The organism is Streptomyces pseudogriseolus (assembly GCA_002154585.1).
Lineage (GTDB): Bacteria > Actinomycetota > Actinomycetes > Streptomycetales > Streptomycetaceae > Streptomyces > Streptomyces pseudogriseolus.
On the sequence record MUNG01000634.1, the window covers coordinates 1 to 245 of the forward strand.

A 245-nucleotide genomic window follows, 5' to 3' on the forward strand; every position below is an offset into this window, starting at 1 on the left:
GGGCAGCGCCGGCGGCATCATGATCCGCACCACGCCGGGCGTGCCCGACTCCGTCGACATCATGTTCTTCGACGGGCAGGGCGGCGACCTGTCGCAGGGCAGGCAGCGCAAGCTGGACCGCGTGTTCGCGCGGCAGGAGTACCGGCGTGCCTTCCCCGGTGAGATCGGCGACCTGCACTTCCCGGCGAGCGTCTTCGACTCCTACACCGGGTCCCTGCTGCGGAACGTCGACATCACCGGCATCG

The 245-nt window shown here is 69.8% G+C and carries 1 protein-coding gene; it reads left to right on the plus strand.

The genetic code is table 11. The features are described 5' to 3' along the window. The coding region (locus CCN29_RS36645; RefSeq protein WP_442538669.1) for a hypothetical protein at positions 1-245 on the plus strand (245 nt) is incomplete at both ends.